The organism is Daejeonella sp., assembly GCF_037719425.1.
Taxonomy (GTDB): domain Bacteria; phylum Bacteroidota; class Bacteroidia; order Sphingobacteriales; family Sphingobacteriaceae; genus Daejeonella.
In genome coordinates this window covers 1-11,044 of the sequence record NZ_JBBJNI010000141.1, presented here as the reverse complement: position 1 = coordinate 11,044, position 11,044 = coordinate 1, and the positions used below count along the sequence as shown (strand labels likewise).

Sequence of the window (11,044 nt, the reverse complement as noted above, 5' to 3'; positions counted from 1 at the left end):
AAGTTAGCCAGCACCACTAATATTTACACACCAGTATGGAGGTTCCCGCCTGCGCGGGAATGACAACTTTTTTGGAGAAATAGGAGATTCCAGCCTTCGCTGGAATCGCAATGGCCGATTGATAAATGATATTGTCCCCTCAATCACTTATCTACTCTATTCAACTACTTGTCCCTTATTTTTCAGGGATGAAGGAGTATTATGTGTATATGCTGACTAACAAGTATAATAACGTGTTGTACATCGGGGTTACAAATAACATCCGAAGGAGGGTATTTGAACACAAGCAAAAGCTCGTGTACGGCTTTACCAGCAAATACAATTGCAATAAGCTAGTCTGGTATGAAACTGTCACAGATATCAACCAAGCCATCAAAAAGGAAACACAGGTAAAAACCTGGCAGCGAAGCTGGAAAAACAATTTGATTAACAAAACCAACCCTCAGTGGCTAGATCTTGCCGCCGGATGGTTTACCAAGCATTCCAGTTAGATTCCAGCGAAGGCTGGAATCTCCCAATATCTCCCTACGGAGTTGTCAGCGGAGGCTGAACCTCCGTTAATAACATTAAGCTCAGGCCGGATGTTTATTTTATTTGTTTTTCAGGCAATTGATGCAGTATCAAGTCTTTATAATGAACTTCCGCCTGTCCCCCGCCATGTATTTGCAGGGCAATGAGACCAAACTGCGGTATGGTCAGGTCCTCCTCCGTGTAATCAACCGTTTGCTCACCGTTCAGGAAGATCCGGATCCGGCGGCCTTCTGCACGAACTTCGTAATCATTCCATTCGTCAGGGCGGAGCAATTGTTTTATTTTTTCAGGGTTGGCGGTAACAAGAAGTTTATTCCGACGGGATTCATCATATAAACTTGCCCAATAACCTTTGCCAATATCAGCCTGGTAACCAGTCATTTCATAAGGTGGGTTGGAAATCCTTTGGCTGTGAAACTGAACTCCGCCATTTATAAAGCCAACGGTACCGGTCAATTTAAATTTAAGTTTAAGCAAATAATTTGAATAGCTTTTGGTCGTACTGATAAATTCGTTATGCGGTACCTTTTTGACGAGCGACCCGCCAACCAGAGCGCCATCCTGTATGCGCCAGGTATTTAGCGTGTCCCCTTCCCAACCGATGAAGGTCTTGCCGTCAAAAAGCCGGACTTGCTTTTCAGGACCCTTAATGACCGTACAAGAGTACAGGCAAAGCGAAAAGACAAAAAAGCAGCACAGCGATTTCATCGATCTCAGGCACTGAATGTAAAATCGGGCAGGTGCTTCTTTTCGCCTTGATCCATTGCCGACTCATGAGCGAGTATGCCGACACAGGTAATGTTAGCCGACTGCTTTGCATTAGGATAGGGCGATCTTCCCTCAACCACTGCACGTACGAACTCATGCACCAAATGCGGATGTGAACCTCCATGCCCCGATCCCTGGATAAAGGAAAGGTGAGTATTGTCCTCACCATCATAAACCCCTCCTGTAGTAAAGGACCGGATCTCCTCAGGCAGCAGATGCGCATAGTCAGGTATTTTGACCTTTTCGGGCGATTCACCACTGTGTATCACACTGTCCTCATGTTCAACGAGCGTCCATTCAAAGGATTTTTCTGAACCGTACACATCAAAACTTTCACGGTACTGACGTGCAGTATTAAACAGGGAGCGTGTTACTTCTGCAGAAAGATCCGAATCCCTGAGCTTGATATGGCAGGTTTCTATAGCAAACGGGGATCCGTATTTTGGTATCAGGTTGTCACTGATGCGGCCAGAGCCGAAACATGAAACATATTCAGCATCTGCCCGGGGAAGGGCGAGTACGGGGCTTACGCAATGCGTGGCATAATGCATTGGAGGCATTCCTTCCCAGTATCCCGGCCAGCCAGCCATTTCCTGTTGATGTGATCCCCTCAGGAACTGGATCTTACCCAGCTCCCCTTTTTCATACAGTTCTCTGATGAACAGAAATTCGCGGCTGTATACCACGGTCTCCATCATCATATAAGTAAGGCCTGTTTCATTCACAGCTTCAACTATCCGCCGGCAATCTTCAACGCTGGTAGCCATAGGCACGGTGCACGCCACGTGCTTTCCTGCTCTTAAGGCTGCTATTGCCTGTTCGGCGTGGTTCTGAGGCGGGGTATTTATATGAACTGCGTGAACCTCAGGATCATTTAGCAATTTCTGGTAGTCGGTATATCTTTTTTCAATACCGAAAGCATCCCCAATTTCTTTTAGCTTTTCAGGGCTGCGCTGGCAGATGGCATACATACTGGCGTTGGGATGTTTCTGATAGATGGGAATGAACTCAGCCCCAAATCCTAATCCCACAATTGCAATGTTGATATTTTTAGTGCTCATGATACAGCATTTTAATTAACTATCCCATCCCGCCTTCCACTTTCAGCCTGCCTGTCCGGTAGGCAGGTTTTCAGCTTTCAGCTTCCACCTTCAGTTTTCAGTTTTCAGTTTCCCTCTTCCCGCTTTCCCTCTCATCTTATTCTCAAAGTAAAAGACCCCCTTTTTATTGGCAATAGCAATATCTGTGCGTTTATCCTTATTCATGTCTGTAACAACGATTTGTAAACCTGCGCCCGAATTATTATCCACGAGATGGGGAGTGAACCAGGGGGTCTTACCCGGCGTATATTTAAACCAGTATAATACGGCAGGGTCGTGAGTGCCGGGATCAACATTGCTGTCATTATGGGCGAAAAAGCGCTTTCCGGATATCAGATCGGAATGGCCATCGCCATCCACATCGGTAAGTGAAGAGGCATGAGATTGGGTAAACAGATCACTTATCTTCTGTGTTGTAAACGTGATCGTCCCATTTGCATCCTTACTCTGCTGATGCCACCATATACCCAGTTTATGGGCTGAAGCGCTTATCACATCCGTCAAACCGTCGGAATTTACATCGAGCGCATGCATTTGGGAACAGTCTTGACTGATGGTACCGGGGTGGAAATTCCAGGCAGGCTGTTTGGGGTTGGACGGAGCTTCCCACCATCCGATCTTTGTGAAAATATCTTTCCTGCCATCTTTATTGAGATCCCCCAAACCAATTCCATGGCTGAATTTCTGATGGACACGATCTGTTCCGCTTATAGCGTACCTGTGCCAGGTTGTGTCATTTTTACTAACCGGCGCCTGAAGCCAAACCAGCTGATTTGCCTTCGAATCTGTGCATAATATATCTAAGCGCCCATCGCCATCCATATCAACAAAAGCCGGGGATTCATTTCCAATACCAACTTCAGGCAGGAAGGCATGCTTTTTCCAATGCCCTTCTTTATTCTTTGGGTTTTCATACCAATAGCCAGGGTCTCCGGGGAAACCCACCACAATCAAATCTTCCCAGCTATCGAAGTTTACATCCAGTGTGATATTTAAAAAGGAGGTACAATATTCTTTCGCGGGGTTGTATGCTTTAGATTCATAGATATTATGGATCTTCCAGTTCGGTGCCTCAAACCACTCCGGCCCGGCAATTACATCCATTTTGCCATCTTTATTCACATCAGCGGTGGCCACACCTTCCGATTTAAAATTGGTACTGAGCGTATGCTTTTTAAATTCAGAATTTTTGCCCAATGTCTGGGCATTACCGGAAATGCTTAAAAAAATACACCCCAGTATCGGAGCTGCGTATTTTGTAAAAAGATATTTTTTCATACAGAACCTTTGAAGATAAGAATTATGTGAGTATAACATCACTATTGTCCGGTTAAAATAAATATATGATTTTATTATCCCTGCCCGAAGATGCCGCGAGGGCACAATTATTTATCTTTTCTATACCATGAAGACATGTGCCCCCAGCGTTGTGGCTGTGAATTTTGTTTTCTTCCAGACAAAAATACCAACGACAATGGCTATAGCTGCTTCAAGAACCTGTAGGAGCAGCGGATTTTTATTATACTCGGCTATCGTAAAGAAAAACAGCACAGATACAAGGAATCTCGTCACAATAATTGCAAAAAGTACGATAATAATTTTTGTTGCTGTTTTCATGTTAGATTTTCATCTGGCACCTCGAATTTATTATGAAAAGATAGTAAAAAAAATAATTCTAAAAGGCGTTGAACGCTTTGCAAAAAAATTGCTAAGACACGGGAATTAATAAGATTACAGGAATATCAAGCCCACACGGGGATTTGCGTCCAAGCTATTCAACCACAATCTCCAGAGCTTGTTATTCATGAATTTACCAACAGCGAGAAAGACATAGACACTGTTTATTTACAATTAATTATTATTTTTACAGCAGGTGTTAAAACGGATCTCCATATTTTCAGTATTGCTGTCAGCATTTTTGATGTTGCAGGTACATAATATGATGCCTCATCAACACCTTAAAAAAGCTAGCCAAAGCCATTCCCATGATGGTGACCAAAATCATCACCACCATAATAGCGGGACTGATAAATCAATACCACTAAATCAAGCAGATCACAGCGCGGAGTTTGGAAAAGCTCACATAAAACCAGGCGATGCTAAATATCCCTTTGTGCAGGCAAAGCATATACCTCTTCGTCACGTTGTATATAGCGAGGAAGTATTCGGGTTTGATAATAACACTATTTCTAAAATAAGTCTCCACTGTCGGGATCCTCTTGTTCCTCCCGCCCCTTACCTTCAAGGCATCGGTTTCCGAGGGCCCCCGTCTTTCGTTTAGTAATCCCTTACTCCATTCATGGGGTGATTTTATCTATTATTCCCATTTATTCACATTCGTGTATTCTGTTATGTTGCAACAGAATAACATTGTAATACTAACGAAAATGAAAAAGACATTTTTATTTATAGCGCTGTTTACCGTTTCTCTCGCAATTGCTTCCTGCAATAATCAGGAGAAAAAAGATTCTCATATCCATGAGGATGGCTCTACTCATGATGCCCATCCTGCAGACACCTCGTCAATTCAACAGGAAGAGTTCAAAGTAGATTCAGTAAAAGCCGATACTGCTGGCCATTCACACAAAAGCGGAGAAAAACATACTCACTAAATGTTTAGTATGAAATATTTTATTTTTATCTGTATACTTCTTACAGGAGTCATGTCCTGCACCAGAACGTCGAAAGAGGAAGAGCATGCACATGCCGCCGATGGTAGTCACCCTGGTGAGGAAGAACTTCAAGCGCTATCTTATACCTTATACACGGACAAGACGGAACTTTTTGTTGAGTTTAAGCCATTGGTCGTCGGACAAGTTTCTAAGTTCGCAGCGCATCTGACCCACCTTGGTAATCACTTCAGTGCGTATACTGAGGGCACCGTTACTGTAAGCCTGGTGAGCGGCGAAAAGGGAATTAAGCACAGTGCTGATGCGCCTGCTTCACCCGGCATATACCGGTTAGCCCTGCAGCCTGTGCAGGCTGGTACAGGGAAGCTCATTTTTGACATCAAAACTGCTGACTTCACTGATCAGATCATTATCGACAGTATCCCGATCTACACGGATGAAAAAACTGCACTAGCTGCACAGCCAAAAGAAGAAACTGGAGGTGACATCTCTTACCTGAAAGAGCAGGCCTGGAAAGTTGAATTCTCTAATATGCCCGTGGTAACACAAACCATTTACGACGTGATCAAAACAACTGGTCAGGTTCAATCGGCCCCGGGTGACGAAGCTGTTGTGGTTGCAACGTCAGCTGGGATAGTAAAATTCAGGGGCACTAATCTTCTCGCAGGTTTACCTGTACGATCCGGACAAGCATTATTTTCAGTAACGGGCGGTGAGATCGCAACCGATAACGTTGATGCAGCAATTGGTATGGCAAGAGCTGAACAGAATGCTGCAAAAGCGGAGCTTGACCGCGCTACGGAGCTGATCAAAGATAAACTGATCACTCAAACAGCATTTCAGCAGGCAAGGCTTCGATATCAGCAGAGCCGGATAGCACTAACAAACCTTTCAAAAGGATATGGAGCAGGGGGTAAAAGTGCTGTTTCGCCATCAAGCGGGTTTATAAAAGAATTGCTTGTAACTGAGGGCCAGTATGTGACGGCCGGGCAGCCGCTTGCAACTATTACAAAAAATAAAAGGCTTGTGCTAAGGGCTGATGTTTCATTAAAAGATGCCGGCCGAATGGGAACAATCCGGCAGGCGAATTTTACAATCATACAAAATAAGCAAACCTACAGTACCGAGGAACTGAATGGCAGACTGCTGTCAGTTGCAAAGACAACGGGCAACAACACGCCGTATATTCCTGTCCACTTTGAAATAGATAGCAAGTCGGGAATTATACCGGGCTCTTATGCACAGGTGTACCTGCAAACCACGCCCATCTATAACGCCTTGGCCATTCCCGAAACTGCACTTGTTGAAGAGCAGGGGGTGTTTTATGTCTATGTGCAGACGGCCGGTGAATCTTTTCAAAAACGTGAAGTAAAAACAGGCGCCAGTGATGGCAGGAACATACAGATCATTTCCGGTATTGCTGAAGGTGAACGCGTGGTCGACAAAGGGGGCTATCAAATTAAACTTGCAACAATGAGCGGCACTATGCCTGCTCACGGTCATGAACATTAATGTAAGGCGATGCTAAACAGGATCATACAATTTTCGCTGCATAACCGATTGATCGTGTTAACAGCTGCTGCCCTGCTTATGCTGATGGGTACATATACCGCTTCCCGAATGGAAGTAGACGTATTTCCGGATTTAACTGCTCCTACCGTGGTAGTCCTGACGGAAGCACACGGCATGGCTCCAGAAGAAGTGGAAAGGCTGGTTACGTTTCCGGTAGAGACTGCCGTTAACGGCGCAGGAAATGTCCGAAGGGTGCGCTCGTCCTCCTCGGCTGGTATTTCAATCGTTTGGGTCGAGTTCGAATGGGGAACGGATATTTATCGTGCCCGCCAGACGGTTAGTGAAAAGCTGGGTATTGTCAGCAATCAGCTGCCTCTGGGCGTGAGTGCCCCGACAATGGCACCGCAATCGTCTATTATGGGCGAAATCATGCTGATAAGTGTCACAGGCACCAAAACAAGTATGATGGATGTTCGCACCATAACCGATTGGAATATTCGGCCCCGGCTGCTATCCATCGGTGGAGTTTCGCAGGTTGTGGTTATTGGTGGAGATTACAAGCAGTATCAAATATTAGCTTCCCCGCAAAAAATGGGATACTATAATGTTTCACTTAATGAACTACTGAAAGCTGCACAGGAAGCCAACAAAAACGCCGCAGGTGGATTCATGAATGAACACAGCAACGAATATATTGTAAGGGGGATCGGGCGTACCACTGATCTTAATGAATTGGGTAGTTCTGTCATTAAAACCACCAATGGAACCCCCATCAAAATAGAAGACGTCGCGGAAATAAAGATCGGTTCATCGATTAAAATAGGTGACGGCTCATTAAAAGGTGCACCGGCGGTTATTATGACGGTAATGAAGCAGCCCAATGTGAACACGCTTGAGCTGACAAATCAAATCGATACGGCAGTTGCTGACCTTAAAAAAACACTTCCGGCAGATTTGAATATTAACACAAAGATTTTCCGCCAGGCAGATTTCATCGATGCATCGATCAGTAACATTCAAAAGACCCTGATAGAAGGCTCGATCTTCGTGGTCGTTATTTTGTTTTTGTTTTTGATGAACTGGCGCGCTACCGCTATCTCACTGGTGGCCATTCCCATTTCGCTATTAACAGCAGTCCTGACCTTGAAGTGGCTCGGATTTTCGATCAATACCATGAGCCTTGGCGGGATGGCGATTGCTATCGGAGACCTGGTTGATGACGCGATCATAGATGTAGAAAATGTATTCAGGCGATTAAAGGAGAATGCAGCCAAACCTTTGGCAGAGCGACAGAATAAGCTGAAAGTCATCTATGATGCCTCCGTTGAAATCCGTAATTCGGTAATCAATGCCACCTTTATCATCATTGTAGCTTTTCTGCCATTATTCTTCCTTTCCGGAATGGAAGGGAGATTACTTGCTCCTCTCGGCGTTGCCTTCATTGTTGCGCTGTTCGCTTCCCTTGTTGTGGCAATTACGGTTACCCCCGTACTATGCAGTTATCTTCTTAGCGGAGATGAGATGCTGCGGCGGCAGCACCGTGAAAGCTGGCTGGTGCAGCGGCTGAATAAGTGGTATGAAAGGTCGCTTGAAAAGGCAATGACATTTAAGAGATCAGTACTTGCTGGTGCTTTTGCCTTATTTTTGTTTGCAGCGGTCTTATTCTTTACTCTTGGAAGAAGTTTCCTGCCTGAGTTTAACGAAGGTTCGCTGGTAGTCAGTGTTACCAGCCTTCCCGGAATTTCACTGCAGGAAAGCAATGCTATCGGCACTCGTGTTGAAAAAACATTGCTGGCAGTTCCGGAAATAAAAACAACCACCCGCAGAACAGGAAGAGCTGAACTTGACGAACACGCGCAGGGGGTTAATGCATCCGAAATTGATGCTCCGTTTATTTTGGACGAGAGAAGCCGCGAGGAGTTTATGGCGGATGTACGGGAGAAAATGGCAGGTATAACTGAAGCAAATATTACGCTTGGGCAGCCCATTGGCCACCGTATTGATCACATGCTTTCCGGTACACGTGCTAATATTGCTATTAAGATCTTTGGGACCGATCTCAACACCTTATTCAATATTTCTAACCAGGTAAAAAATGCGGTAGAAGGTACTGATGGGCTGGTAGATTTGAGTGTAGAGCAACAAGTAGAAATCCCCCAAATTCAGATCAAGGCAAACCGGGCTATGCTCAGCAAGTATGGCATTACCATTGGTGAATTTACAGAATTCGTAGACATCGCATTTGCTGGTGAAAAAGTATCGGAGGTATATGAGGGAGCACAGCGTTTTGATCTTCTTTTACGTTTCGACGATGCCAACCGCGGTAACATTGAGAATATACGTAATTCGCTTATTGATACTCATAACGGTGGCAAAATACCCTTGAATTATGTCGCTGATGTCGTATCGGCAACCGGTCCTAATACTATCAACCGGGAAAATGTTGAGCGTAAGACAGTGGTTTCCGCGAATGTAATGGGCCGGGATCAGAAGAGTGTGGTAGATGAAATTAAGGAAAAGATTGGCTCGGCTATTAAACTTCCGCAAGGCTACCGTATTGAATATGGCGGACAGTTTGAAGCGGAAGCGGAAGCGTCACAAACTTTAATTGTAGCATCATCACTTGCCTTGCTGATCATATTTTTCTTACTCTTCCATGAATTCAAGGACCTGAAGATTTCTTCTATTATCCTGTTGAATCTACCGCTGGCTCTAATAGGAGGCGTATTAAGCATATGGCTAACTTCTGGAATTCTGAGCATTCCTGCAATCATTGGATTTATTACACTGTTTGGAATCGCAACCCGTAACGGAATTTTATTAGTGTCTCATTATAAAACTCTGCATGCGGAAGGGCTTAATCAATATGACACGGTGATCAGAGGGTCTAAAGACAGGCTAAGTCCTATTCTGATGACAGCACTTACTGCCGGGCTCGCCCTTATCCCATTGGCATTAGGCGGAGCACTGCCAGGCAATGAGATTCAAAGTCCCATGGCAAAAGTGATTCTCGGAGGCTTGCTTAGTTCAACCTTGCTCAATTTATTTGTTGTACCAATAGTCTATTACATGACTGTCAGAAATAAGAAGGAAAATGACGAAATTGATAATTAGTTTGTATTGCGTTCTGTTAACCACAACTGTGTATTCTCAAACAGGTGTAGACAGTCTTCTGAGCCAGGTAGGCAGAAATAATAAAGCCATTCAGGCAAACCGGGAATACCAGCTTGCAAGAAAGGCTGAATTTAAAACCGGCCTTACTCCATACAATCCCAAAGTAGAATACGACTATCTTTCCGGCTCTCCGGCGAGTGCCGGGAACCAGCGGGATTTTACCGTTACTCAGCAATTGGATTTTCCCACGGTGTATAGGAGCAAAAGAAAGCTGTCTGATCAACAGTCCATTCAGTCCGACCTTCAGCATCGGGTCTTTACACAGGATATTTTGCTTAACGCCAAATTAGAAGCATTGGAACTAATACACCTGAATAAACAGTCCCTTGAGTTGAAACGCAGGTTATCGCGTACCAATCAGTTAGTTTCAGACTTTCAAAAGAAACTAGATAAGGGAGACGCCATTATCCTTGACGTAAATAAGGCGAGGTTACAACTGCTGAATATCCGGCAGGATGTAATGATGAATGACAATGCGATCAGACAAACCCTCACAAGATTAAAAGAGTTTAATGGTGGTACGGATGTGACCCTCACCGATACAATTTACCCTCCCGTCACTGTACTGCCTGATTTCAAGACACTAGATAGTCTGATCGAAAGAAACGACCCTATTCTTCAGGTTTTTGAACAAGAACAACTCATCAGGCAACAGCAGATCACTGTTCAAAGGAGGCTGAATCTTCCAAAAATTGAAACGGGCTACCATTCACAGGGCATTTTGGGGCAGACTTACAAGGGTATTCACGGGGGGATCAGTATTCCTTTATGGGAGAACAAGAACCGCATTAAAGCAGCGGAAGCGAACCTTAGTTATGCAAATTTCAATGCTGTTAACCATAAATTAGAGCACCAGCTTGAAAACAGGCAATACTTTGATCAGCTCGAGGTACGCAGAAGTGCAATGGCGGAGTACCGTACCTTGTTATCTTCATTAAATAACGTTGCCCTTTTAGATAAAGCCCTTCGATATGGTCAGATAACGATCATCGAATATGCTCAGGATGAAAGTTTCTATTTTGATTCTTATTCTAAATATTTACAACTTGAAGCGGAATATCATAAAGCTTTGGCAAGGCTGTATAAGTATACCCTGGATTAGGAATAAGCTCAATGATAATCCCTCTTTTTTTGCAGAGGCATTTCAGTATTGTTTAAGATTTTGAATATTTGAACATGGAAACTGCCATAGGTTATACGTTAAAGGACTTAGTCCTTTATTTTCTTAAGCTAGGTACCTGGGGCTTTGGGGGGCCGGTCGCCCTTGTTGGCTATATGCATCGCGATCTTGTAGAAGATAAAAAGTGGCTAACAGAAGAGGAATATAAA

The 11,044-nt window shown here is 44.3% G+C and carries 10 protein-coding genes; 6 read left to right on the top strand and 4 right to left on the bottom strand.

Annotated features, from left to right (window positions below):
• Positions 1–188 precede the first annotated feature (188 nt).
• Entirely contained in the window at positions 189–491 is a 303-nt protein-coding gene (locus WKF69_RS15790) for a GIY-YIG nuclease family protein (RefSeq protein ID WP_340383090.1), read from the top strand.
• Between the two features lie 94 nt (positions 492–585).
• Here the strand turns inward: WKF69_RS15790 and WKF69_RS15785 are convergent, their stop codons facing one another.
• From WKF69_RS15785 to WKF69_RS15770, 4 genes are all read right to left on the bottom strand, one after another.
• Positions 586–1,239 (bottom strand): DUF1080 domain-containing protein, encoded by a 654-nt coding sequence (locus tag WKF69_RS15785; protein WP_340383089.1) that lies wholly within the window; start codon positions 1,237–1,239, stop codon positions 586–588.
• Positions 1,240–1,244: 5 nt separating this feature from the next.
• Positions 1,245–2,360 carry a Gfo/Idh/MocA family oxidoreductase gene (locus WKF69_RS15780; protein WP_340383088.1) on the bottom strand — a complete coding sequence of 372 codons (1,116 nt, stop codon included), beginning with the start codon at positions 2,358–2,360 and terminating at the stop codon, positions 1,245–1,247.
• 90 nt (positions 2,361–2,450) lie between these two features.
• The gene (locus WKF69_RS15775) at positions 2,451–3,677 is read right to left on the bottom strand and encodes a VCBS repeat-containing protein (protein WP_340383087.1); all 1,227 of its coding nucleotides are present in this window, start codon (positions 3,675–3,677) and stop codon (positions 2,451–2,453) included.
• Positions 3,678–3,797: 120 nt separating this feature from the next.
• Complete coding sequence (locus WKF69_RS15770; protein ID WP_340383086.1) at positions 3,798–4,016, bottom strand: hypothetical protein; 219 nt, start codon at positions 4,014–4,016, stop codon at positions 3,798–3,800.
• A gap of 770 nt (positions 4,017–4,786) precedes the next feature.
• Here WKF69_RS15770 and WKF69_RS15765 point away from each other — a divergent pair.
• The 5 genes from WKF69_RS15765 to WKF69_RS15745 form a co-directional block, all read left to right on the top strand.
• On the top strand, positions 4,787–5,011 hold the full coding sequence (locus WKF69_RS15765) for a hypothetical protein (RefSeq protein WP_340383085.1): 225 nt from the start codon (positions 4,787–4,789) through the stop codon (positions 5,009–5,011).
• Positions 5,012–5,020: 9 nt separating this feature from the next.
• Entirely contained in the window at positions 5,021–6,541 is a 1,521-nt protein-coding gene (locus WKF69_RS15760; protein WP_340383084.1) for an efflux RND transporter periplasmic adaptor subunit, read from the top strand.
• 9 nt (positions 6,542–6,550) lie between these two features.
• Positions 6,551–9,655, top strand: coding sequence for an efflux RND transporter permease subunit (locus tag WKF69_RS15755; protein ID WP_340383083.1), 3,105 nt, complete (start codon positions 6,551–6,553; stop codon positions 9,653–9,655).
• Positions 9,636–10,817 carry a TolC family protein gene (locus WKF69_RS15750; RefSeq protein WP_340383082.1) on the top strand — a complete coding sequence of 394 codons (1,182 nt, stop codon included), beginning with the start codon at positions 9,636–9,638 and terminating at the stop codon, positions 10,815–10,817. Before WKF69_RS15755 ends, WKF69_RS15750 begins: the two co-directional genes overlap by 20 nt.
• A gap of 74 nt (positions 10,818–10,891) precedes the next feature.
• The coding region (locus tag WKF69_RS15745; protein ID WP_340383091.1) for a chromate transporter at positions 10,892–11,044 on the top strand (153 nt) is incomplete at its 3' end.

What these genes read in the sequence shown, in the direction of transcription:
- WKF69_RS15790 (WP_340383090.1), top strand. Translation starts at nt 189, where the DNA reads ATGAAGGAGTATTATGTGTATATGCTGACTAACAAGTATAATAACGTG.
- WKF69_RS15785 (WP_340383089.1), bottom strand. Translation starts at nt 1,239, where the DNA reads ATGAAATCGCTGTGCTGCTTTTTTGTCTTTTCGCTTTGCCTGTACTCT.
- WKF69_RS15780 (WP_340383088.1), bottom strand. Translation starts at nt 2,360, where the DNA reads ATGAGCACTAAAAATATCAACATTGCAATTGTGGGATTAGGATTTGGG.
- WKF69_RS15775 (WP_340383087.1), bottom strand. Translation starts at nt 3,677, where the DNA reads ATGAAAAAATATCTTTTTACAAAATACGCAGCTCCGATACTGGGGTGT.
- WKF69_RS15770 (WP_340383086.1), bottom strand. Translation starts at nt 4,016, where the DNA reads ATGAAAACAGCAACAAAAATTATTATCGTACTTTTTGCAATTATTGTG.
- WKF69_RS15765 (WP_340383085.1), top strand. Translation starts at nt 4,787, where the DNA reads ATGAAAAAGACATTTTTATTTATAGCGCTGTTTACCGTTTCTCTCGCA.
- WKF69_RS15760 (WP_340383084.1), top strand. Translation starts at nt 5,021, where the DNA reads ATGAAATATTTTATTTTTATCTGTATACTTCTTACAGGAGTCATGTCC.
- WKF69_RS15755 (WP_340383083.1), top strand. Translation starts at nt 6,551, where the DNA reads ATGCTAAACAGGATCATACAATTTTCGCTGCATAACCGATTGATCGTG.
- WKF69_RS15750 (WP_340383082.1), top strand. Translation starts at nt 9,636, where the DNA reads ATGACGAAATTGATAATTAGTTTGTATTGCGTTCTGTTAACCACAACT.